Origin of the sequence: Caballeronia sp. ATUFL_F1_KS39 (assembly GCF_023630985.1) — a bacterium.
GTDB lineage: Bacteria > Pseudomonadota > Gammaproteobacteria > Burkholderiales > Burkholderiaceae > Caballeronia > Caballeronia zhejiangensis.
The window spans coordinates 1-22,903 of record NZ_JALQDZ010000029.1; the positions used below are offsets into that span (position 1 = coordinate 1).

Annotated in this window: 20 protein-coding genes; 15 read left to right on the top strand and 5 right to left on the bottom strand. The window is 64.7% G+C overall.

Annotated features, from left to right (window positions below):
- Nucleotides 1–138: 138 nt before the first annotated feature.
- The 3 genes from cdhC to NCR93_RS13920 are packed head-to-tail and all read left to right on the top strand — an operon-like array spanning nucleotide 139 to nucleotide 2,539.
- Nucleotides 139–1,068 carry a 3-dehydrocarnitine:acetyl-CoA trimethylamine transferase CdhC gene (gene cdhC / locus NCR93_RS13910; RefSeq protein ID WP_008354133.1) on the top strand — a complete coding sequence of 310 codons (930 nt, stop codon included), beginning with the start codon at nucleotides 139–141 and terminating at the stop codon, nucleotides 1,066–1,068.
- Between the two features lie 20 nt (nucleotides 1,069–1,088).
- The gene (locus NCR93_RS13915; protein WP_175982929.1) at nucleotides 1,089–2,036 is read left to right on the top strand and encodes an L-carnitine dehydrogenase; all 948 of its coding nucleotides are present in this window, start codon (nucleotides 1,089–1,091) and stop codon (nucleotides 2,034–2,036) included.
- A 20-nt stretch (nucleotides 2,037–2,056) separates the two neighbouring features.
- On the top strand, nucleotides 2,057–2,539 hold the full coding sequence (locus tag NCR93_RS13920) for a thioesterase family protein (RefSeq protein ID WP_175982930.1): 483 nt from the start codon (nucleotides 2,057–2,059) through the stop codon (nucleotides 2,537–2,539).
- Here NCR93_RS13920 and NCR93_RS13925 read toward each other — a convergent pair.
- Nucleotides 2,479–4,722 carry a heavy metal translocating P-type ATPase gene (locus NCR93_RS13925; RefSeq protein WP_239295564.1) on the bottom strand — a complete coding sequence of 748 codons (2,244 nt, stop codon included), beginning with the start codon at nucleotides 4,720–4,722 and terminating at the stop codon, nucleotides 2,479–2,481. The genes NCR93_RS13920 and NCR93_RS13925 overlap by 61 nt on opposite strands.
- 412 nt (nucleotides 4,723–5,134) lie before the next feature.
- Between NCR93_RS13925 and NCR93_RS13930 the strand changes: the two genes are divergently transcribed.
- The 3 genes from NCR93_RS13930 (at nucleotide 5,135) to NCR93_RS13940 (ending at nucleotide 10,973) form a co-directional block, all read left to right on the top strand.
- Entirely contained in the window at nucleotides 5,135–6,598 is a 1,464-nt protein-coding gene (locus NCR93_RS13930) for a DUF1254 domain-containing protein (RefSeq protein ID WP_175982931.1), read from the top strand.
- A 157-nt stretch (nucleotides 6,599–6,755) separates the two neighbouring features.
- On the top strand, nucleotides 6,756–10,442 hold the full coding sequence (locus NCR93_RS13935) for a DUF748 domain-containing protein (protein WP_175982932.1): 3,687 nt from the start codon (nucleotides 6,756–6,758) through the stop codon (nucleotides 10,440–10,442).
- A gap of 93 nt (nucleotides 10,443–10,535) precedes the next feature.
- Nucleotides 10,536–10,973, top strand: a complete 438-nt coding sequence (locus tag NCR93_RS13940) for a DUF29 domain-containing protein (RefSeq protein WP_175982964.1) — start codon at nucleotides 10,536–10,538, stop codon at nucleotides 10,971–10,973.
- Nucleotides 10,974–10,994: 21 nt separating this feature from the next.
- Here the strand turns inward: NCR93_RS13940 and NCR93_RS13945 are convergent, their stop codons facing one another.
- The 3 genes from NCR93_RS13945 to NCR93_RS13955 form a co-directional block, all read right to left on the bottom strand.
- Nucleotides 10,995–12,584 (bottom strand): DHA2 family efflux MFS transporter permease subunit, encoded by a 1,590-nt coding sequence (locus NCR93_RS13945; protein ID WP_008354125.1) that lies wholly within the window; start codon nucleotides 12,582–12,584, stop codon nucleotides 10,995–10,997.
- 94 nt (nucleotides 12,585–12,678) lie between these two features.
- On the bottom strand, nucleotides 12,679–13,461 hold the full coding sequence (locus NCR93_RS13950; RefSeq protein ID WP_175982933.1) for an ABC transporter substrate-binding protein: 783 nt from the start codon (nucleotides 13,459–13,461) through the stop codon (nucleotides 12,679–12,681).
- 22 nt (nucleotides 13,462–13,483) lie between these two features.
- A complete protein-coding gene (locus tag NCR93_RS13955) occupies nucleotides 13,484–14,638 on the bottom strand; it encodes a methionine aminotransferase (protein ID WP_175982934.1) in 1,155 nt (384 codons plus the stop codon).
- A gap of 130 nt (nucleotides 14,639–14,768) precedes the next feature.
- Between NCR93_RS13955 and NCR93_RS13960 the strand changes: the two genes are divergently transcribed.
- The 5 genes from NCR93_RS13960 (at nucleotide 14,769) to NCR93_RS13980 (ending at nucleotide 18,992) form a co-directional block, all read left to right on the top strand.
- A complete protein-coding gene (locus NCR93_RS13960) occupies nucleotides 14,769–15,680 on the top strand; it encodes a LysR substrate-binding domain-containing protein (RefSeq protein WP_034473137.1) in 912 nt (303 codons plus the stop codon).
- 254 nt (nucleotides 15,681–15,934) lie between these two features.
- Nucleotides 15,935–17,413 (top strand): sensor histidine kinase, encoded by a 1,479-nt coding sequence (locus NCR93_RS13965; protein WP_239295577.1) that lies wholly within the window; start codon nucleotides 15,935–15,937, stop codon nucleotides 17,411–17,413.
- A complete protein-coding gene (locus tag NCR93_RS13970; protein WP_008354119.1) occupies nucleotides 17,410–18,081 on the top strand; it encodes a response regulator in 672 nt (223 codons plus the stop codon). Before NCR93_RS13965 ends, NCR93_RS13970 begins: the two co-directional genes overlap by 4 nt.
- A 215-nt stretch (nucleotides 18,082–18,296) precedes the next feature.
- On the top strand, nucleotides 18,297–18,512 hold the full coding sequence (locus NCR93_RS13975) for a hypothetical protein (protein ID WP_008354118.1): 216 nt from the start codon (nucleotides 18,297–18,299) through the stop codon (nucleotides 18,510–18,512).
- Nucleotides 18,513–18,533: 21 nt separating this feature from the next.
- Complete coding sequence (locus tag NCR93_RS13980) at nucleotides 18,534–18,992, top strand: Fis family transcriptional regulator (RefSeq protein ID WP_239295578.1); 459 nt, start codon at nucleotides 18,534–18,536, stop codon at nucleotides 18,990–18,992.
- 36 nt (nucleotides 18,993–19,028) lie between these two features.
- Here NCR93_RS13980 and NCR93_RS13985 read toward each other — a convergent pair whose 3' ends face one another.
- Nucleotides 19,029–20,183: a branched-chain amino acid ABC transporter substrate-binding protein gene (locus NCR93_RS13985; protein ID WP_008354116.1), complete on the bottom strand. Its 1,155-nt coding sequence runs from the start codon at nucleotides 20,181–20,183 to the stop codon at nucleotides 19,029–19,031.
- Here NCR93_RS13985 and NCR93_RS13990 point away from each other — a divergent pair.
- From NCR93_RS13990 to NCR93_RS14005, 4 genes are all read left to right on the top strand, one after another.
- Nucleotides 20,156–20,440, top strand: a complete 285-nt coding sequence (locus NCR93_RS13990; protein ID WP_175982935.1) for a hypothetical protein — start codon at nucleotides 20,156–20,158, stop codon at nucleotides 20,438–20,440. The genes NCR93_RS13985 and NCR93_RS13990 overlap by 28 nt on opposite strands.
- Nucleotides 20,441–20,472: 32 nt before the next feature.
- Nucleotides 20,473–20,901, top strand: a complete 429-nt coding sequence (locus NCR93_RS13995; RefSeq protein ID WP_033536665.1) for a MarR family winged helix-turn-helix transcriptional regulator — start codon at nucleotides 20,473–20,475, stop codon at nucleotides 20,899–20,901.
- An 81-nt stretch (nucleotides 20,902–20,982) separates the two neighbouring features.
- A complete protein-coding gene (locus tag NCR93_RS14000; protein WP_033536683.1) occupies nucleotides 20,983–21,690 on the top strand; it encodes an SDR family oxidoreductase in 708 nt (235 codons plus the stop codon).
- A 13-nt stretch (nucleotides 21,691–21,703) separates the two neighbouring features.
- Nucleotides 21,704–22,897, top strand: coding sequence for a thiolase family protein (locus NCR93_RS14005; RefSeq protein WP_175982936.1), 1,194 nt, complete (start codon nucleotides 21,704–21,706; stop codon nucleotides 22,895–22,897).
- The last annotated feature ends 6 nt before the right edge of the window (nucleotides 22,898–22,903 follow it).

The following is a 22,903-nucleotide window of genomic DNA, read 5'->3' on the forward strand; positions in this document are numbered from 1 at the left end:
AATACGGGATCCGGCGAAGCGGCAGCAGCAAAGAAAGTGAGTGCCGCCCCGCACAGGGGCAGTGCTAATAGACCGACGCCAAATCAGGACTTAACGAAAGCCGAAGAAAAAATACAGGAACCCTAAAGGACATCGAAAATGAACTACGAAGTGATAGTGACCTGCGCAGTAACCGGCGCTGGCGACACGACCGGCAAGCACCCTTCCATCCCAGTCACGCCGAAGCAAATAGCCGAAGCAGCGATAGAAGCGGCCCGCGCGGGCGCCACCGTCGCCCACTGCCACGTTCGCGACCCGAAGACAGGAAGAGGCAGCCGCGACCCCGCGCTATACCGCGAAGTGGTAGACCGCATCCGCTCATCGGACACGGACGTGATCATCAACCTCACCGCAGGCATGGGCGGCGACCTGGAGATCGGCGCCGGCGAAGACCCGATGCGCTTCGGCAAAGGCACCGACCTCGTCGGCGGCCTCACGCGCCTCGCGCACGTCGAAGAACTGCTGCCCGAAATCTGCACGCTCGACTGCGGCACGCTCAATTTCGGCGACGGCGACTACATCTACGTATCGACGCCCGCGCAACTGCGCGCCGGCGCCAAACGCATCCAGGAACTCGGCGTGAAGCCCGAACTGGAAATTTTCGACACGGGCCATCTGTGGTTCGCCAATCAACTTCTGAAAGAAGGCCTGCTCGACAACCCGCCGCTCTTTCAACTGTGCATGGGTATTCCGTGGGGCGCACCGCCCGACACCGGCACGATGAAAGCCATGGTCGATAACCTCCCGCCCGGCGCGCATTGGGCCGGCTTCGGCATCGGCCGCATGCAGATGCCGATGGTCGCGCAAGCGATGCTCCTCGGCGGACACGTGCGCGTCGGTCTCGAAGACAACCTGTGGCTCGATCGCGGCGTGCACGCGACCAACGGCGCGCTCGTCCAGCGCGCGGTGGAAATCATCGAGCGGCTCGGCGCACGCGCGCTCACGCCCGCGGAAGGCCGCAAGAAGCTCGGCCTCCCGGCGCGCGGCGAACGCCTGCTGGAAAAACGCATCGCGGAACAATTCGCCTGAACCGACAAGGACACGAAGACATGCAAGTCAAGCAATTCGCCGCGCTCGGCGCGGGTGTGATCGGCAGCGGCTGGGTGGCGCGCGCCCTCGGAGCAGGACTCGACGTCACCGCGTGGGATCCCGCGCCCGGCGCCGAAGCGCAACTGCGCGCGAACGTCGCGAACGCGTGGCCGGCGCTCGAGCGCGTCGGACTGGCGCCGGGCGCGTCGCAACAACGATTGCGCTTCGTCGATACCGTCGAGGAATGCGTCGCCCATGCCGACTTCATCCAGGAAAGCGCGCCCGAACGCGAGGAACTCAAGCTCGCGCTGCACGAACGCGCGAGCCGCGCGGCGAAGCCCGATGCGATCATCGCGTCGTCGACGTCCGGCCTTCTGCCGACCGACTTCTACGCGCGCGCCGTGAATCCGCAGCGCTGCGTCGTCGGGCATCCGTTCAATCCGGTGTATCTGCTGCCGCTCGTCGAAGTGCTCGGCGGCGAAGCGACATCCGGCGAAGCGATCGAAGCCGCGATGTGCTTCTACGCGTCCATCGGCATGCGGCCCTTGCGCGTGAGGAAGGAAGTGCCCGGCTTCATCGCGGACCGGCTGCTCGAAGCGCTCTGGCGCGAGGCGCTGCATCTCGTCAACGACGGCGTCGCGACAACCGGCGAAATCGACGACGCCATCCGCTACGGCGCGGGCATCCGCTGGTCGTTCATGGGCACGTTCCTGACCTACACGCTGGCGGGCGGCGAAGCGGGCATGCGACACTTCATGCAGCAGTTCGGCCCCGCGCTCGAATTGCCGTGGACCAAACTCGTCGCGCCGAAACTGACCGACGAACTCATCGACCGCGTCGTCGACGGTACGTCGAATCAGACGAACGGACGCGGCATCAAGGAACTGGAGCGTTATCGCGACGACTGCATCGCGAGCGTGATCGAGGCGATCGCGCAGGCGAAAGCGCGTCACGGGATCGAAGACTAACGGAACCGCAAGGCACCACGATGACCTATCGCGACACCGTCAAACCCGAATGGGTCGACTACAACGGCCATCTGCGCGACGCGTTCTACATGCTGATCTACAGCCTCGCGACCGATGCCTTCATGGACCGCATCGGTCTCGACGACGCGGGCCGCCGCGCACGCCAGCGCACGCTCTACACGCTCGAAGCGCATGTCACGTATCTGCGCGAGATCAAGGAGGGCGCGCCGGTGCGCGTCGAGTGGCGCGTGATCGCGCATGACAAAAAGCGCGTGCATCTCTATATGGAGATGTTCGAAGGCGACGCGACGGAGGCCGTTTGCGCGTGCGAGCAGATGCTGATGCACATCGATTCGAGCGGCGCGCCGAAATCCGCATCGTTCGATGATGACATCGCCGCGCGCATCGCCGCCGAACCTGCGGTCGCGCCGAAGGACGCGCGTTACGCGGGCCGCGTGATCGGCTTGCCGGCGCGCGCTTCGTCGGCGGCCGCGCCGGCCTGAGCGCGCCACGTCCGCAGCAAGAGCGCGTTCGTGACGACGCTCACGCTCGAAAACGCCATCGCCGCGCCCGCGAACATCGGATCGAGCAGGCCGAACGCCGCGAGCGGAATGCCGATCAGGTTGTAGACGAACGCCCAGAACAGATTCTGCTGAATCTTGCGATACGTGCGCCGCGAAATATCGATCGCGTCCGCGACGAGCGCCGGATCGCCGCGCATCAGCGTGATGCCGGCCGCCTCGATCGCGACGTCGGTGCCGCTCGCCATCGCGATGCCGATATCGGCGGCGGCGAGCGCGGGCGCATCGTTGATGCCGTCGCCGGCCATCGCCACGATGCCTTCGTTCGACGCCTTGAGTTGCGCGACGACGCGCGCCTTGTCGTCGGGCAAGGTCTGCGCGAACACGCGTTCCGGCGCGATACCCAACGCGCGCGCGACGGCTTGCGCGCTGCCTTCGTTGTCGCCGGTGACGAGCGCGCTCTTCACGCCCATGCGCGCAAGACGTTCGATTGCATCGCGCGCGGTCGGCTTGACGGTATCGCCGAACGCGAGCAGCGCGAGGACTTCTCCGTCGAGATCGATCAGCCACGAGATCGTGTTCCCTTGCGCTTCGAGTTCGCGAGCGCGCGCGGCGAGCGTCGGCGGCACGTCAAAACCCAGTTCCGCGACCCAGCGCGCACTGCCGATCGCGATGCGCCGCGCGCCGACGTTCGCCTCCACGCCCCGTCCGGCGACCGCGCGCGCCGCGCTCGCCTCGAAGCGCGGTGCGTGGCTCGCGGCGGCGGCGACGGCCTTCGCCAGCGGATGCTCGCTCATGCGCTGCACGGCGGCGGCGAGTCCGAGCGCTGCGCTCCGATCCTGCCCCGGCGCGGCATCGAACGCGACGAGGCCCGGCTTGCCGACCGTCAGCGTGCCGGTCTTGTCGAATGCGACGATCTTGATCGCGTGCGCCTGTTCGAGCGCCTGCGCGTCCTTGATGAGAATGCCCTGACGCGCCGCGACGCCGGTCCCGGCCATGATCGCGGTCGGCGTCGCGAGGCCGAGCGCGCACGGGCACGCGATCACGAGCACCGCGACCGCGTTCAGCAGCGCCGTTTCTGCATCGGCGCCGTGCAGCAGCCAGCCGATGAGCGTGACGAGCGCGATCGCGAGAATTGCCGGCACGAACACCGCCGATACGCGATCGACGAGCCGCTGGATCGGCGCCTTCTCCGCCTGCGCCGATTCGACCAGCCGGATGATGCGCGCGAGCGTCGTTTCCGCGCCGATCGCCGTGGTTTCGATCGCGATCACGCCTTCGCCGTTGATCGAGCCGCCGGTCGTGCGCGCGCCGGGTTCCTTCGCGACCGGCAGGCTTTCGCCGGTAATCAGCGATTCGTCGATGTGCGTGCGGCCCTCGCGCACGATGCCGTCCACCGGCACGCGCTCGCCCGGCCGCACGATGGCGATATCGCCGATACGCACGTGAGCGAGCGGCACTTCGCGTTCGCGCGCCGGATCGTCGCGGTCGCGCACGCGGGCCTTGTCGGGACGCAGCGCGTTGAGCGCGCGGATCGCGTCGGCGGTCTGGCGCTTGGCGCGCGCTTCCAGCCATTTGCCGAAGCGCACCAGCGTAATGACGACCGCCGACGCCTCGAAGAACAGATGCTCCGTCATGCCGCCGTGCGCGAACATCTGCCAGACGGACAAGCCCCACGCCGCCGACGTGCCGAGCGCGACGAGCAGATCCATGTTGCCCGCGAACGCCCGCACCGCGCGATAGCCGCCCGCATAGAAACGCGCGCCGAAGCCGAACTGCACGACGCTCGCGAGCGCGAGTTGCAGCCACGGGTCGAGCGTGAGGCCGAACATCGGCGCGAGCAGCGGCACGGTGAGCACGGCGGACGCGAGCACGGCCGCGAGCTCGCGATCGAATCCGGAGGAAACGGCGAGCTCCGGCGCGGCGTCGGGCAGGATCGGCGCGGCCTCGTAGCCGGCTTTGGCGACGGCGGCGACGAGCTGATCGTCGGTGACGGCGGCGCTCGCGTGCACGGTCGCCTTCTCGGTCGCGAGATTGACCGCGACGCTTTCGACGCCCGGCACGCGTTTAAGCACTTTCTCGACGCGCGCGACGCACGACGCGCACGTCATCCCGCTGACGGACAACTCAGCGGTCCGCGGATGGTCGGATTCTGCTGTGGACATATCGAAACGCTCCGTTCTGGCCGGGATCGCGAAGATCCCACATAAGGAACAGTATCGACCTTCCAATGACTGGAAGGTCAAGGCCTGAATGAAGCGCGTCGTGCAATATCGAGTCCCGCCGCGCGGGAGCGCGAAATGCTACGAGAAGACCGTATTCGAAGGACGAAAAGCGCGCCATTCAGTGCTTTTGACCGGCATCTGGTGCATTCTTCGGCATGCCGCAGCGCTTTTGCTGACTTAATCTTGCCTATCGTCAGCGGATAAGTTAAAACCCGAATTTCGAGATAACGCTCGTGGCGCGCCGCGCGGGGAGTGGCAGCGGCGCCGATACGCTTCCGAGCGTGCCGCGCATCGCTCCTACGAAGATGCGTGCGAGAACCCAAATCGAAAGAAGAACTGGATTTCCATTCGAATGAAGAACAAGCGACGCTGGACGTTTCCGCTCAACACCGCAATCTGGATGAGCGTGAGTCTCGCCGGCACGGCGGTCCTTTCGGGCTGTGCGACCAAGCAGCCCGAAGCCAAGGCGACCAGCACGGGCTGGGTGAAGAATCAGGTCGCCGATGCCTATACCTTCGGCTTTCCGCTCGTCGCGTCGGATATCGCGCGCGAACGCGCCAGCGGCCGCGCCGGGCAGCCCGGCCAGACGCCGCTCAACACCTTCCGTCACGCGAGCGCGCTGCCGCCCGCCGGCGCGCCGGGCTGGGCGAGCGTCGACACGCTCGAATCGTCGGCATGGCTCGATGTGTCCGCCGATCCGGTGATCGTCACGCTGCCCGCCGCGCCGCGCGGCCGCTATCTCGACGCCCGCGCGTTCGATGCGTGGACCAACGCGCTCTATTCCAGCGCCGACACGACGCCCTATCCGAAGATGCAGCTCATCGCGTTCGTGCCCGCTGGCTGGACCGGCACGCTGCCCGCGAACGCGACGCGCGTCGAAACGCGCACACGTTACGTGTGGCTTTCGGTGCGCGTGCGCGTGAACGGCGCTCGCGACGTGCGCGAAGCGCGCAAGCTGCAGACCGCGATGCGAATCGACACGCTGACGCCCGCGAAAGGCTCCGCCGCCGATCCGACGCCGGTCGTCTCCGGCGCGTGGCCCGCGAACGGCGCGAAGCAACCCGCGGTGCCGCCGCTGCCATCCGCGCTGGCGACGATCGCGCCGGGCGCGCAGGCCGAAGCGCTCGATGCGAACGCGTTCTTCGCGCGCCTCGCCCGCTCGCTCGACGACAATCCCGCCGCCACCGACGACAGTCACGCGATCAGCCAGCTCGCCGATCTCGGCGTGAAGCCGGGCGAGCCGGTGCAGTTCAAGAAGACCGATGCACCGCTGCTCGATTCCGGTCTCGCCGATGCACGCGAGCGGCTCGAGACGACGCCGCCCAACGCGATCACGAAGAACGGCTGGACCTGGTTCGGCGATGGCGTCGGCGTCTACGGTACGGATTACACGTTGCGCGCCTATCTTGCGCGCCGGCAGACCGCGACGAGCACGAAGGAAGGCGAAGTGAAGCCGGTGACGCACGTGGACAGCGAAGGCCACGCACTCGACGGCGCGAACGCGTACACGCTGCACTTCGAGCCCGAGCAACTGCCGCCGGTGCGCGGCTTCTGGACCCTGACCGCCTACACGAAGGACGGGGCGCTCTCGGATGCGAAACTGCCGCGGCTCTCGCTTTCCGATCGCGACCGGCTGAAGAAGAATCGCGATGGCTCCATCGACGTGATCGTGTCGGCGAAGTCGCCGGGCCGCGCGCAGACAGCGAATTGGCTGCCCGCGCCCGAAGGCCAGTTCCAGCTCACGATGCGTCTTTATGCGCCCAAGCCGCAGGCGAGCGACGGCTCGTGGGCGCCGCCGTCAGTCGAACGGCAGTGATTCCGCTGCGCGCAAACAGTTGAATCGAACATGAAGGCCGCGATTTTTTCGCGGCCTTCATGTGTTTGACGCACGCTTTGGCGAACGTTTGCGGGTCGCATCGTCGTATACTCGAACATCATCTTTCCGGGGACGGCGGCTCGTCGTCGCGCATCGAATGTCGAGCATCACGAAGTCTTCTCTCGCCTCCGCCGGGCAGACGCTGCGCGGCGTCGTTCACGCGCGGCGCACGCGGCGCTTTTTCATCGGCTTGCTGATCGCGATACTCGTTATCGGCGTGCTCGGGTTCTTCGTCGCGCCGCCGGTTATCCGACATATCGCCGAGCAACAGCTCGCAAAGCAGCTCGACCGGCCCGTCAGCATCAGGCGTATTTGGCTCAATCCGTACACGCTCGATTTGGAAGCCGATGACGTCCATATCGGCGAATCGCCCGCGAATCTCGCGAAGGCGCCGGGCGCGGCGGCCGGTTTCGTCGATGTGTCGAGGCTCGTCGTGCGTACGTCGTGGGCGTCGGTGTTCAAACTCGCGCCGGTCGTCAACGAACTGAAGATCGATTCGCCGCGTATCAGCGTCGTGCGTTTCGACGGCGAGCATTTCAATTTCTCCGATCTGATCGCGAAGTTCGCGAAGCCATCGTCGCCGCCTTCGGACAAGCCTGCGCGCTTCTCGGTATCGAACATTCAGCTCGAAAACGGCCAGATCACGTTCGATGACAGGCTTCTGAGAACGAAGCACGTCGTCGACCGTTTCGCGCTCGGCATTCCGTTCATCGCGACGCTGCCGTCCGCCACCGATATCTTCGTGACGCCGCTGTTGCAGGCCCGCATCGACGGCTCGCCGCTCGTCGTGAAGGGTCGCACGAAGCCGTTTGCGCAGTCGCGCGAATCGGAAATCGCGCTCACGCTCGACGGCCTCGACGTGCCGCAGATGGCGTCTTACGCGCCGGCGTCGGTGCCGGTCGCGGTGAAGAGCGGCAAGCTCTCGACCGATCTCAACGTGCGCTTCGCGATCTCGGGCGATACCCCGACGATCCGCATCGACGGCACCGCCGATCTCGCCGATCTCGCGGTGACGGACAAGGCGAGCGCGCCGCTCGTCGCGGCCCGCGCGCTGCACGTGAAGATCGCGAATGCCGAGCCGCTGCGCGATGTCTATCACCTCGACGAAGTGACGCTGTCGAATCCGGATGTCCATCTCGCGCGCGATTCGACGGGTCAACTGAACGTGCAGAAGCTGGCCGGTCCCGCGCCGAAGCCTTCAGCGGAGGAAGTCAAGAAGGAAGCGCCGCCGCTCGATCTGGCGATTCGCCACCTCGCGATTGAAGACGGCCGGATCGCGCTCGACGACCAGTTGCTCAAACAGCGTGTCCAGGCCGCGTTGACCGGCTTCGCCGTGACGCTCGACGATTTCTCGACGCTTGCCAAAACGCCCGCGAAATACACGCTCAAGACGGCATTCGACAAGGGCGGCGCGCTCGATGCATCGGGCAACGTGACGCTCGCCACGAAAACGGCGGACGCAAAGCTCGCGCTGAGCGCGTTGGCGCTGCCGCCGTTGCAGCCGTATCTCGCGAACATGGTGGCCGCGCGCGTGACGAGCGGCACGCTCGGCGCGAATCTGCCGGTGTCGGTCGACTGGAGCAAGGCGGATGGCGGCGTGCAAATCGGCGCGGGCGATGTGAAGCTCGATGCGCTCACGCTCGCGCCCAACGCGGGCGGCGGCGCGCCGATCAAGCTGGCGTCGGCGACGGCGAAGATCGCCAAGGTCGATGTGTCCGCGCGCAACGCGACGCTCGACAGCGTGCAATTGAACGGCCTCGCGCTCGATGCGACGCGCCGCAAGGACGGCAGCATCGATCTGGCCGCGCTCGCCGCGCCGCACGAAGCCGCGCCCGAGCAGTCGGCGACGCGCAGGATCCAGAAGGCGCAGGCGGCGGGGCCGGCGTGGCGGTATCGGATCGGCGAGATCGCGCTCGCCGATGCATCGGCGAATATCACCGATGAAACCACGACGAAGCCGGTCAAGCTGCGCGTCGCGCCGCTCGCGCTCAACGTCAGGCAGTTCGGCGACGATTTGACGAAACCGCTCGCCGTCGACGGCAAGCTGACGCTGAACGGCAAGGGGGCGCTCGCGATTGGCGGCAACGTCACGGTGTCGCCGCTCAAGCTCGCGTTGCACGTCAAGGGCGATCAGGTCGACGCCTCCGCGTTCGAGCCGTATTTCGGCGACATGCTCAACATCGACGTGACGAGCGCGTATCTGAACGCGAACGGCGACGTCGCGATGTCGGGCAGCGGCAAGACGCTCGCGGCGTCCTATAAGGGCGACGTGTCGCTGACGGACGTACGCATGCTCGACAAGGCGACCTCCGACCGCTTCGCCGGCTGGAAGCTGCTCTCGCTCTCGAACGTGAAGGCGGACTACAGCGAGCGCGGCACCGATGTCGAAGCGGCGCGCGTGACCTTCGCCAAGTTCTACGGTCGGGTGCTGCTCGACGCGCAGGGCAGGTTGAACCTCAAGAGCGTCGTGGCCGGCGACAACGGCCCGCAATCGGTGACGCGCGACCGTGCGAAGGAAGAGGGCGCGTCCGCGCCGGCCGCTGCGAGCGCGACGGTGCCGGTGAAGACGGCGGCGAAGCCGTCGGGGCCGCCGGTCAACATGCGCTTCGGCCAGCTCGTGCTGCAGGACGGCCGCGTCACTTACACCGATAACTTCATCAAGCCGAACTACACCGCGAATCTCGTTGCGATCAACGGGACGATCGGCGCGTTCGGCACGCATTCGACCACGTCCGCGCCCGTCGACGTGTCGGCGAAACTCGCGGCGAACGGGCCGGTCTCGATCAAGGGGCAGGTGAATCCGCTCATCGAGAAACCCGCGCTCGATCTGACCGCGAGCGCGCATGGCGTCGAGCTGACGAATCTCACGCCGTATTCGTCGAAGTACGCGGGTTATCCGATCACGAAGGGCAAGCTCAACGTCGATCTGCATTACATGCTCGCCGACAACAAGCTCACGGCGAACAATCACTTGTTCATCGATCAGTTGACGTTCGGCGATCACGTCGACAATCCGACGGCGACGAAGCTGCCGGTGCGGCTCGCGGTGTCGCTGCTGAAGAATTCGCGCGGCGAGATCGATGTCAATATTCCGATTTCCGGCTCGCTGGACAATCCCGAGTTTTCGATCGGTGGGCTCGTGTGGCAGGCTATCGTGAATCTGGTGCAGAAGGCGGTGACCGCGCCGTTCACGCTGCTCGCGCATGCGTTCGGCGGCGGCGGCGGCGAGGATCTCAACTACATCGAATTCGATGCGGGCTCGGCCACGCTGAACGATGCCGCGCAGAAGAAGCTCGATACGATCGCGAAGGCGCTGGCGGACAAGCCGTCGGTGCGCTTGGACGTGACGGGCCGCGTCGATCCGAAGACGGACGAGCCGGCGTTGCGTTCCGCGTGGCTCGATCAACAGGTGAAGCGCGCGAAGGTGCGCGACATGTCGAGCAATGGCGAGAACGTCGACTGGAACGCGATCAAGGTGACGGACGCGGACTACGACAAGTATCTGACGAAGGCGTACAAGTCGGCCGATTTCAAGAAGCCGACGAACTTCATCGGCATGACGAAGTCGGTGCCCGATGAGGACATGAAAGCCGCGCTCACGAAGAACGCACCGGTCGACGAAGGATCGTTGCGCGATCTGGCGCAGCGTCGAGCGCAGGCGGTGCAGGAATATTTCGACGGGAAAATCGACAGCAAACGGATTTTCGTCGTCGCGCCGAAGATGAACGCGGACGACATCAAGGACAAGGGCGCGGGTTCGCGCGTCGAACTGGGGCTGAAGTGACGAGCGTTGGCCAAACGGACGATCTGGATGAACAAAGGAATGCAAACTAATATCGGCGACACCGGGAACGATGAAGAGAACGGGAGTCAGCCGATGGGAACGCCTTATGAGAAGGACGTGGTGGCGTGGGCCTGGGAACAGGCGGCGCTGCTGCGTGCGGGGAAATTTGCGTCCATCGATATCGAGCATATCGCTGAGGAAATCGAGGACGTGGGGAAGAGTGAACAGCGGGAATTTGCAAGCAGGATGGCGATCTTGCTGGCGCATTTGCTGAAGTGGCAGTTTCAGCCGGAGCGGCGTGGCGCAAGCTGGCAAACCACGATTCGGGTGCAGCGGGAGGCAATCGGACGTCGATTGAAGAGAACGCCGAGTCTCAAGCCCATGCTTACCGAGGAGGACTGGATCGCCGATATGTGGGGCGATGCGCGGGAACAGGCGGCGAATGAAACCCGTATCGAAGTCGATACGTTCCCCGCAAGCTGTCCATGGCCGATGTCGTCAGTGCTGGAGGAGGGCTTTCTGCCCGAATAGCACCCGGGGCGCGAGCATCATTCAATGCGCCCCCGACGCCGCCCCGCCACCCCCGCCCTTCGCCACCTTCGTAATCCAGATCAGCGGAATGATCAGAATGAAGATCACCGCCGAGATCAGAAAGATATCGTTGAGTCCCATCATCGCGGCTTGCGAGTTGACGGTGAAATTGAACATGCCGCGCGCCTGCGCTTCACTCACGTCGAGCGTCGATTGCGATAGCCCGAGCGACTGCAAAAACGCCGGATTGTAGACATTCGCCTGCTCGGTGAGCCGCTCGTGATGCAGCGCGATGCGGTTGTCCCACGCATTGCCCGCGAGCGACGTTCCTACCGCGCCGCAAAACACCCGCGCGAAATTCGACAGCCCCGCCGCCGCGGGAATCTTCGACGGCGGCAAGCCCGATAGCACGATCGCCGTGAGCGGCACGAAGAACATCGCCATCGGAATGCCTTGCAGCAGCGTCGGCAAGACCAGATGCCACGTATCGATCTCGATCACGTACTTCGAGCGCAGCCAGAACACGAACGCGAAGCCGACGAACGCCGCCGTCGCGATGATGCGCGCGTCGCTGCGCGGCAACACCTTGCCCATGATCGGCGCGAGGATCACGGCGAAAATGCCGAGCGGCGCGGTGACGAGCCCGGCGTCGATCGACCGGTAATTCAGATACTGCTGCATCCATTGCGGCAGCAACACGAGATTGCCGAAGAACACGCCGTACGCGACCGAAATCGCCACCGTGCCGCCGAAGAAATTGCGCCCGGCAAAAAGCCGCAAATCGACGACGGGATTCTTGTCGGTCAGCTCCCACACGACGAAGAACGCGAACGCGATCACCGCGACGATCGCCAGCACGACGATCAGCGGCGACGAGAACCAGTCGAGATCGCGGCCCTTGTCGAGCATGATCTGCAGCGAAGCGACCCACGAGACGAGCAGCAGAAGACCGATCACGTCGATCGGCGCCTTGCGCGTCGGCGATTCGCGGTCGCGGTAGATGATCCACGTCACGCCCGCCGCGAAGATGCCCACCGGAATGTTGATATAGAAGATCCACGACCACGAATAGCTGTCCGTGATCCAGCCGCCGAGCGCGGGACCGGCGATCGGGCCGACGGTCGCGGTCATCGCCCACAGCGAGAGCGCCATCGACGCCTTCTCTTTCGGATACGAGCCGAGCAGGATCGCCTGCGACAGCGGAATCAGCGGCCCGGCCACCGCGCCCTGCAACACGCGCGCGAAGAGCAGCACCGGCAGATTCGGCGCGAGCCCGCACAGCCACGACGACAGCACGAACATCAGGATCGCGCCGACGAAAAGACGCACCTGCCCGAGCCGCTGCGTGAGCCAGCCGGTCAGCGGAATGGAGACGGCGTTCGACGCCGCGAACACGGTGATAACCCACGTGCCCTCGTTGACGGACACGCCGAGATTGCCGGAGATCGTCGGGATCGCGACATTGGCGATCGACGAATCCAGCACGTTCATGAACGTCGCGAGCGCCACCGCGAAGGTGGCGAGAACGAGCTTGCCGCCTTCGAGCGGCGGCGGCGCGGACGGTGAGGGTGACGGTGCGGCGGCGGGTTTGGGCGTCGTCGGCGTGCTCATGCGGCTTCCATGCTTGAGGCCGCCAGCTTGCAAGACGCGGCTGGCGGCCGGAAAAGATCAAGCCGCCAGTGTGCCTGCGCTCAAAAAAAGCTGCTTACTTCGCCGAAATATCGATATCGCCCAGATACTTCTTTGCGTACTTGTCGATGGTGCCGTCCGCCTTGACCTTCTCGATCGCCGCGTTGAGCTTGGTCTTGAGCGCATCGTCGCCCTTGCGGATGCCATAGGCGATGCCGCTGCCGAGAATTTTGTCGTCGCGCACGGGCGCACCGGCGAACGCGAAGCCTTCGCCGTCCGGCTTCGACAGGAAGCCGCTCTGTCCCGCGGGCGCGAGCACGAGCGTCGCGTCGAGACGGCCGGACTTCAGATCGGCGTAGACCTGGTTCTGATCCTGATACGGCACGACCTTCACGCCGTCGTTTTCCCAGTGCGCCTTCGCGAACGTCTCCTGAATCGAGCCTTGCAGCACGCCGACGCTCTTGCCCTTCAGCGATGCCGCCGTCGGCTCGATGCCGCTGCCCTTCTTCGCGATGAGCTGCGTCGGCACGCGATACACGACCGTCGTGAAATCGATCGCCTGGCGGCGCTGTTCGGTCGCGTTCATCGCCGAGTTGATCGCGTCGAACTTGCGGCCCTGCAGCGCGGGAATCAGGCCGTCGAACGAGGTCTCGACCCATTTGCACTGCATTTTCGCGGCGGCGCACACGGCATTGCCGACGTCGATGTCGAGCCCTTGCAACTCGCCCGTCGACGATTTCGATTCGAACGGCGGATATTGCGCTTCGAGGCCGAAGCGCAGCGTATCGGCGGCAAGCGCGGCGCCGCTCGTGAACGTGCATGCGAGGAACAGCGCGCTGGCTATGTGGTTCAGTTTCATCGTGTTGGTCTCCAGGAAATCGTCAGATCGAGCAAAGGCGGCGCGCGCCTTCGATGAGCGTGTCGTCGTCCTTCGCGAACGATAGACGGATCACGCGGTTGTCGGTGCCGTCGGTATAGAACGCCGACAGCGGAATCGTCGCGACGCGCGCCTCGCGAATCAGGCGCAGCACGAAATCGCTGTCGCCTTGATCGGAAATCGCGTCGTAACGCGCCAGCATGAAGAAACTGCCCGCACTCGGCAACAACTCGAAGCGCGATGCTTTCAGCGATTCCGCGAGCAGATCGCGCTTGTGCTGATAGAACGGCCCGAGATTCAGATAGCTCGATTCATCCGCGAGCGCTTCGGCGAAGGCCATTTGCATCGGCGTATCGGCGGAGAAGGTCATGAACTGATGAATCTTGCGGATTTCCGCCGTCAGCGCGGCGGGCGCGAGACAGTAGCCGACCCGCCAGCCCGTTACGTGATACGACTTGCCGAACGACGACACGATGACGCTGCGCTCGGCCAGCGCCGGATAACGCGCCATGCCGTGATGCAGCGCGCCGTCGAAGACGACGTGCTCGTAGACTTCGTCCGACAGCACGATGATCTTCGTGTCGCGCGTGAGCGCCGCGAGCCGCTCGACGTCGGCGGATGTGAACGCGCTGCCCGTCGGGTTGTGCGGCGTGTTGACGAGGATCATGCGCGTCTTAGGCGTGATCGCGGCGGCGACCTCGTCCCAGTCGATGCGGAAATCCTGCGGCGAGAGCTTGATCGCGACGGGCTTCGCGCCCTGCAACTGCACGATCGGCGCGTAACTGTCGAACGATGGTTCGAAGTAAATCACTTCGTCGCCGGGATGCACGAGCGCGCTGATCGTCGCGTACAGGCCTTCGCTCGCGCTCGCGACGACGGTGACTTCCGTGCCCGGATCGTAGGTTGCGCCGTAGAGCTTCTGCGTTTTCACGGCGATGGCTTCGCGAAGCGCGAGCACGCCGGACATCGGCGAGTACTGGTTATGTCCTGCCCGCATGGCTCGCTCGACGCCTTCGATGAGCTTCGAATCGCACGCGAAGTTCGGCGCGCCTTGCGACAGGTTGAGCGCGTGATGCTCGTCGGCCAACTGGCCGATGACGGTAAAAATGGTCGTGCCGACGTTCGGCAGCTTCGACTCGGTAATGCAGGCGCTTTGCACGGCGGATGTCTCCGGAATTGCGGTTCGACGAAAATCTGCCGTCGATTCAACCGCAGCAATAAAGCGCGGACAATCGAAACTTTGTCATACTAGCCATGCTTGCAGATCATGGCTACATGTCAAAAACCCGATGAAACCCCTGCCTTCCCTCGACGTGCTCAAAACCTTTCTGGTGGTGGCGCAGAAACTGAATTTCACGCGCGCGGCCGAGGTGCTGAACGTGACGCAGGGCGCGGTCAGCCGTCAGATCGCCGGGCTGGAGGCGCATCTCGGTTATGCGCTTTTCACGCGGCAGGCGCGCGGGCTCGCGCTCACGCATCACGGCGCGTTGCTGGTCGCGCCGTTGCAGCAGGCGTTCGGACAGATCGACGATGCCCTCGCGAAAGGCGGCGCGCAATCCGGCATTCTGCGCGTGAAGTGCCCGACCTGCGCGATGCGCTGGGTGCTGCCGCGCGTGATCCGCCTGCAGAACGAGCGGCCGGAACTGGTCGTGGAAGTGACGGCGTCGGTGGCGCATGGCGTCGAATTCAGCGCGGAGCAGTTCGACGCAGCGATCGTCTTCGGCGCGGCGCCGTCGGGGAAGGGCGCGAGCGTGCATCATCTTTTCGATGAAGTGCTGACGCCGGTTTGCGCGCCTGAATTGTGGAAGCCTAAGAAGAACGCCTCGCCAACACCCGACGATCTCGCCGGGAAAACGCTGCTGCATCCAACGCGCGACCGCCGCGACTGGCTACTGTGGCTCGGCGCTTACGGTTACGCCGGCCTGCCGTCGACGAAAGCGCAGCATTTCGACACGCTCGATCTGGCGATTTCGTCGGCGATGCAGGGTTTGGGCGTGACGATCGGCGACCTCTCGCTGATCGAAGAAGACCTGCGCGCCAGGCGCGTCATCGCGCCGTTTTCGCTGTGCGTGCCGAGCGGCGCGGCGTACTACCTCGTGTATCCGGAGCGGCCCGCGCCGTCGCCCGCGTTGCAGCAGTTCGCGCAATGGCTTGCCGATGAGGCGGCGCACACGCGTGAAAATCTTCGTCGCAATCTTTGATCCGCTGCGGGTTATGGGTTAAGCACATCCTGCAGAACGTAGAACTATTCCTAAACGGCCGATGTTTGAGTTTCTTCGACTCATGGAAACTCCGTATTCAGAATAGGAATCTGCGAAAGAACTGCGAAGGATTCGACCCACTACAATCCGCACACAAAAGATGACAGGCTGCGACAGCCGCCGCCTGCGAACAGACGGAGATGCCTGGGTGCGACTCAGATCCTTCGCTTCATACGGCCCGAGCGCGAGTGCCTATGCCCGGGCGTGACATCAACGGACACCGGCAATCCGGCGAAGCCACGTCTGCCGACAATCTGAAACGTCCGCTGCGGCCGGCGCGCGCGCGGTTCGCGAGATGCGGACGGACGAGCCTGCGCATACGCCTGCTTCTTTGGCTGCTCGCGCCGCTCGCCCTTTTCGTGCTGATTACATCGATCGCTTCGTACGATTCCGCGTGCCGCACGGCGGACATGATGGAGGACGCGGCGCTCCTTGCCTCCGCACGGACCATCGGCGATGGCATCGAGTGGTCCGATCGCGAACTCACCGTCAAGATCGTGCCAGCGGCCCTCGAAATGTTCGAGTCGCCATATCGGGATCGCGTGTATTACAAGGTCGTCGCCGAACGCGGCCGATTGCTCGGCGGCAGGCCGGAGCTGCCCGAGCGCGAAAGCTCACATCCCGTTTATTTCGACGCCGAGTTCGAGGGTACGAACGTTCGCGCCATCTCTTATCCGCGTTTTCTGTTCGATGACGGCAAGGTGGTGGCGGCGCGGGTCATCGTCGCCAAGACGCGGGCTTCGCGGCATGCCATGCGCGATCAGCTATGGCGCCCGCAGTTGCTGCGCGCATGCGTGATGCTCGCGCTGGTCGCCGCGCTCGTTCCGCTCGGTCTCGCGGCCGCGCTCCGTCCGCTGATGCGCCTCAAGGACGACCTCGCCGGGCGCTCGCCGCTGGAAATCGATCCGATGCGCGCGCAAGCTTTGCCACGCGAACTCCGGCCGATCGTCGACGCCCTCAATCAATGCATCGCGCAAGTCAGGCATCACGCGCGGACACAGCGCGATTTCGTGTCCGATGCGGCGCATCAGCTCAGCACGCCGCTCACGCTTCTCGACACTCAGATCCAATACGCTTGCCTGAACTGCGGCGGCGAGCGCGCATGCGAGATCGCGCTCAAGAGCGCGGGCCGGAGCATGAAAAAGATGAAAGCCGTAACGAAGCAACTGCTGATGCTCGCGCAGGCAGAGTCCACGCCCGAACCCATACGAACGATGACGGACATGACGGATGTCGTCGAGTCCGTGCTCGAAGAACTGATCGTGCTGGCGCAGCGGCGTGATATCGACCTTGGCGCAGAAACCGAACCGGGCACGATGGTGGCGGGCAACGCGGCGCTGCTGTCCGCGCTCGTGTCGAACCTCGTCGACAACGCGATTCGCTACACGCAGCCGGGCGGGCGCGTCACCGTGATCGTCAGGCGTTCGCACGAGCAGGTTCTGTTGCAGGTGGTCGACAACGGTCCGGGGCTTTCCGCCGAGGCACGCGCGCATGTGTTCGAGCGCTTCTATCGCGCGTCTGCTTTTACCGATGGCACCGGGCTCGGGCTGCCGATCGTGCGGGAGATCGCGCTGCGCCACGGCGGCACCGTCACGCTCGGGGCGGGCTACGCGCGTGCAGGATTGTCCGTGTCGGTCAGGCTGCCCGCATGGTCCGGCGGGGACATCCGATGAAGCTGCTGCTCGTCGAAGACAACGCCGAGCTGGCGCACTGGATCGTGAGTCTGTTGAAGGCGGATTCTTTCATCGTCGATCATGTGCCGAACGCGGAATGCGCCACGTCGATCCTCAATCAATGCACCTACGATGTCGTGTTGCTGGACATGCGCCTGCCCGCGATGAGCGGCAAGGAACTGCTCGGACGGCTGCGGCGCCGCGGCGACACCGTGCCCGTACTGATGCTGACCGCGCACGGATCGATCGAGGACAAGGTGGAATGCTTCGCAGCGGGCGCGGACGATTTCGTCGTCAAGCCTTTCGATGCGCGCGAACTGGTGGCCCGCATCAAGGCTCTGGTGCGTCGTCAGAGCGCGCAGAAAGCCGTCGCGCTGATGTGCGGCGATCTCCGGTATGCATTCGCCACGCGCGAGTTCAGCTATCGGGGCGCGCCCATTTCGCTGCGACGTCGCGAGCACGCGATTCTCGAAGCGCTGATCCTTCGGCAGGACAAGACCGTGTCGAAGTCGATGCTGATGGAATGCATCTTCAGTCTCGACGATGTCGCCAGCGCCGATGCCATCGACATCTATATTCATCGCTTGCGCAAGCGGCTGGCCGAAACGAACGCGCAGATCATGACGTTGCGCGGTCTCGGCTATATCCTGCGCGCACGCGAAGAATGATCGATGTGTGCGCTCGGTGACAATAATTAGATATGCGTAGCACGCGCGATAGCGCCGTGAAAGATTCGAGCGGCTAGGATGCGTTTCATGTTCCGCGACAAGCGCGAATGATGCGCTGACCGGAACAGTCGGACGTCATGTGCGCGTGAATCGCGTTTCACTTCTTGACATGGCGCGCCGGACCATTGCGACCACTATCGGGGGTGCATGAAGTTATGTCGATCAACATTCTGGTTGTTGCTTTCCTGCTCGCAGCGGCGGTCATGCTTTGCTGTTCGATCGTGGAGTACGTCGCGGTCTTGAGAATCATCCGGGACGACGCGCCCTTGCCGCAGACGCCGCGTGGACCGCTGGCGAAATCCGACCGGTTCTTCTGTCTCAGCGCGCTTCTGTGTTTCGTTTCGCTGGCTTGTCTTCTGCTTGTCGATTGAACGCCACGAGGAGTCGAGACGATGTCGAACACGAAAATACGAAGGCTCCCGAAACCGTCGCGAGACCGGAACGCCAGAATCTACTGGCTGCCGATGCCGCGCGTCGAGGCGGACAAAGTCATCCTTCAATGCCGGATCGCACTCGAATCGGTCAAGCGTGGCCGGGCGAGTCTGATCGAGGCGCAGTGCATCGCGCAGGCCGTGCTGCTGTCGGGACTCTTGACCGAGGCGGGCTTCGGCATTCTGGACCGCGCGACGCTCGATGAAGTGCAGGGCGACGTGCTCGCGTTGCTCGACCGCGGCCTGACGGTCGGCGACTGGCGCCTTCCCGCGACTGCGGTGCCGCGGCTCACTGCGGTGATCAACGAGCACGACCGGCAGATGAGAGAAGTGCGTCTTTCAGCGGTCATCGAATGCAACGAGCATCTCGAACGTTTCATCGCGACGTTGCCGCGCCCGAGCGATTCGCCCACGAATTGAAACGCTTCGCGCGGGCGGCCGCGCGAAGCGTTTCGATCACATGCCGTGCTTCGTCACGACCGATTCCCACTGCCCGTTCTTCACCTGATACAGCGTCGACGATGCGTTCTTCAACGCGCCGTTGTCGTCGAACGCGATCGGCCCCGTGATGCCGTCGAACTTGTTGGTCTTCAGCACCGGCCGGTACACGTTCGGATCGATGGAATTGGCTTTCTGCATCGCGTTGATCGCGGCCCACGCGGCGTCGTAGCCGAACGGCGCATACGACAGGATCGCGACGCCGAAGCGCTTCTGGAACTTCTCGCTGAATGCCTTGCCTTCGGGCAGCTTGTCGAGCGGGCTGCCGTATTCCCACGCCTGCGCGCCCTCGGCGGCGTCGCCGGCGAGCTTGAGGAAATCCGCGTCCATCACGCCGCCGCCGCCCACGAACTGCGCGTTCATGCCGAGCTGCTTCATCCGCTTGACGACCGCCGCCGCCTGCCGGTCGAGGCCGCCGAAGAAGATCAGATCCGCGTTGGTCGACTTGATGCGCGTCAGTTGCGCGCTGAAATCGACGGTCTGATTGTCGCTGTATTCGCGCGTGACGATCGTGCCGCCTTTCGCCTTCACCGCCTTCTCGAACTCGTCGGCCTCGCCCTGACCGAAGGCCGTGCGATCGTCGATGATCGCGATGCGCTTCGCCTTGGTCGTCGTCACCGCGTAGACGCCGGCGTTGCCCGCGTTCTGCGCGTCGCTGGAAATCACCGTGAACATGTTCGCGAGGCCGCGCGTCGTGATGGTCGGATTGGTCGCGGCGGGATCGATCGTCGGGATGCCGGCGTTGTTGTAGATCGGCGATGCGGGCAGCGTCGTGCCCGAATTGAAGTGTCCGACGACGACGACCACGCCATCGTCGACGAGCTTCTGCGCCGCCTGCACGCCGACGCGCGGATCGGCCTGATCGTCTTCCGCGCGGATCTCGAACTTGGCCGTCTTGCCACCGATCGTGATCTTTTTCGCGTTGGCTTCATCGAGCGCGAGCTGCACGCCGTTCTGGAGATCCTTCCCGTAACCCGCGTTCGCGCCGGTCAGCGGCGCGGCGAAACCCACTTTCACCGGAAGTTCGTCGGCGCTCGCGGCAAAAGGCACGGCGCCGAGCGTGGCCGCGGCGCACGCCACGAGCCATGCCAAAGGTCTGGTACGGAAGCGCATGGTTTTCCCTCTCCTTTTTGATCTGGCAAATCGAAATCGAATGGAACGCCCTGGCATCGGACAAGCGAAATGTAGGGAGCCAATTTCGGCGCGTCTTGGTGTTTAGTCGCGCGTCCGATGCGGATTTCGGCATAGGCCCGATACGCCGCGATCTCAACCCCATGGCGGCTTCGGGCGTTTCGCCGACGCGCCGCGCGCGACGATTCCCGACCATCCGCGAGACGCTGCTATCGGGCCGATTGAATCCCGCCGCTTGACAAAGTGCATATGCACAAATATTCTGCGTGGCATGACTTCCAACTCTTCTCCTCTCGACTGCAACTGTTTTGCGATCCGTCAGGCGGCGCGTTATGTGTCGCAAATGTACGAGCGGCATTTGAGCGTAGCGGGCATCACGGCGGCGCAGTTCACGATTCTCGCGGCGATCGGGCGCAAGCCCGGCGTGCAGATGCTCGAACTCGCCGATTCGATGGTGATGGACCGCACGACGCTCGTGCGTGCGCTCAAGCCCTTGCAGCGCGACGGTCTCGTCGAAGCGGCGCAGGAATCGGCGAGTTCGCGCGCCGTCGGCTTGCGTCTCACGGCAACCGGCAAGGAAACGCTCGTGAAGGCAGCGGCGCAATGGCGCGCGGCGCAGGCGGAATTCGAAACGAAGTTCGGCGAGAAACGCGCGAAGGCATTGCGCCAGTCGCTGTTCGAATTGACGACGATGGAGTGAGTTGATCAAGCGCTGGCTCGCCGCGTGCGAGCCTTTTATTCATCGGCATTAGTGCATATGCACAATCAAGCGGAGCAGATCATGCAGGTCAAAGGAAAAGTGGTACTCGTCACCGGCGCCAATCGCGGGCTCGGCAAGCAATTTGCGAAGTCGTTGATCGAAGCGGGCGCGGCAAAGGTTTATGCGGCCGCGCGCGATCCGAAGAGCGTCGACATTCCGGGCGTCGAAGCGATCCGCCTCGACGTGACGAACGCCGCCGACATCGCGGAAGCAGCGGCGACCTACACCGACGTCCAAGTGATCGTCAACAACGCGGGCGTGACGACGCGCGGCTTGCTCGTCGATCCGGCATCGACGCAAGGCATTCGCGATCTGCTCGAAATCAACACGTTCGGCCCCATCGCGCTCACGCAGGCATTCGCGCCCGTGCTGAAGAAGAACGGCGGCGGTGCGGTCATCAACGTTCTTTCGGTGCTGAGCTGGGTCTCGCTGCCGGCGGGCGGCGCGTATCACATCTCGAAGGCGGCGGCGTGGGCGGCCACGAACGCCCTGCGCGAGGAATTGCGCGAGCAGGGCACGCTCGTCGTGGCGGCGCATCCCGGTTACATCGATACCGACATGACCGCGCAAGTCACCGCGCCGAAATCGACGCCGGAACATGTCGTGCGCGAAGTGCTCGCGGCGGTGGAGAAGAATCAGGAAGAAGTGCTCGTCGATGACACCGGGCGCGCGGTCAAGCAATCGCTGTCGACCGACGCCCCCATCTACCTCACCGGAATTCCGCGCTGATCGGAGGCTCGCCATGTTTGCGCAGGACATCGTGTTGTGTCATCCGGTGCGTACGGCGATCGGCGCGTTCGGCGGCTCGCTGAAGGACACGCCCGCCGTCGATCTGGGCGCGGCCGTCATCGCGGAAACGTTGCGGCGCGCGGGTTCGGCGCTCGATCCGTCATCGGTGGATTCGGTCGTGTTCGGCAACGTCATTCAGGCGGGCAACCGCATGAATCCGGCGCGACAGGCGTCGGTCGGCGGCGGCGTGCCGGTTTCCGTGCCCGCGCTGACGGTCAATCGCGTGTGCGGCTCCGGCGCGCAGGCCGTGGCGACGGCGGCGACGGAAATCGCGGCGGGCGTCTCGCGGCTTGCCATCGCGGGCGGCATGGAGAACATGGACCGCGCGCCGTATCTGCTCGATGGCGGTCGTCGCGGTTATCGCATGGGCAACGCGCAGATCTACGACAGCCTGCTGCGCGACGGTCTCGTCGATGCGTTCTCGGGCGAGCATTCGGGCTGGCACACGGAAGATCTCGTGTCGAAGTTCGATATCACGCGCGAGGCGCAGGATCGCTGGGCCGAGCGCTCGCAGCAGTCGTTTGCGGCGGCGCAGAAGGACGGCGCGTTCGATGCGGAAATCGTCGGCGTCGATGTGAAGGCGGGCAAGGAAACCGTTGCGTTTGCGCGCGATGAGCAGCCGCGTCCCGACACGAATTTCGCGGCGCTGGCGAAATTGCGTCCGGCATTCCGTCCCAACGGCACGATTACGGCCGGCAATGCGCCGGGGCTGAACAGCGGCGCATCGGCGATGATCGTGACGAGCCGCAACGAAGCGGACGCGCGCGGCATCGAACCGTTCGTGCGCCTGGCGGCGTTCGGGGTCGCGGCGGTCGAGCCGGGGATGTTCGGGCTCGGTCCGGTGCCCGCCGTGCAGCAGGCGTTGCAGCGCGCGGGATGGACGCTCGGCGATGTCGAGCGCTTCGAGATCAACGAAGCGTTCGCGGCGGTGCCGATCGCGGTGGCGCGAACGCTCGGCGTGCCCGACGACATCGTCAACGTCGAAGGCGGCGCGATCGCGCACGGTCATCCGATCGGCGCGACGGGCGCCGTGCTGACGACGCGCCTCGCCCACGCGATGCGCCGCGACGGCGTGAAGCGCGCGATCGTGACGCTGTGCATCGGCGGCGGGCAGGGCATCGCGCTCGCGCTGGAAGCGATCGCGTAGGCGTTC